At 61.2% G+C, this 299-nt stretch carries 1 pseudogene; it reads right to left on the bottom strand.

Features of this window, described 5'->3' with window-relative positions:
* Positions 1 to 2 precede the first annotated feature (2 nt).
* Positions 3 to 299 (bottom strand): annotated as a pseudogene (locus E5W87_RS35765) (ABC transporter ATP-binding protein); the annotation flags it as partial.

The following is a 299-nucleotide window of genomic DNA, read 5'->3' as shown; positions in this document are numbered from 1 at the left end:
CGTCATTGCGCCCCCTCGACCGGATTCGTTGCGGTCTGGTCGTCGAAGAATTTCTTCAGCCGCTTCTGCGTGCCTTGTCCCAGATAGGTTTCGACGACGGTCTGGTCCTCGGCGACCTTGTCCGGCCTGCCCTCGAAGATCACCTTGCCGTGGTGCATGATGATGACGCGGCTGGACAGCGCCAGGAGAAAGCGCATGACATGCTCGATCAGCACGACGGTTAGTCCCTGGTCGCGCAATTTCAGCACCATCGCCATGATCTGGTCGATCTCGGCGACGTTGAGCCCGCCGACCGGCTC

It is taken from the genome of Mesorhizobium sp. (assembly GCF_004962925.1).
In the GTDB taxonomy this organism is placed as follows: domain Bacteria; phylum Pseudomonadota; class Alphaproteobacteria; order Rhizobiales; family Rhizobiaceae; genus Mesorhizobium.
Note: the sequence above shows the minus strand (reverse complement) of the source record. Positions and strands in the feature narration are given on the sequence as shown.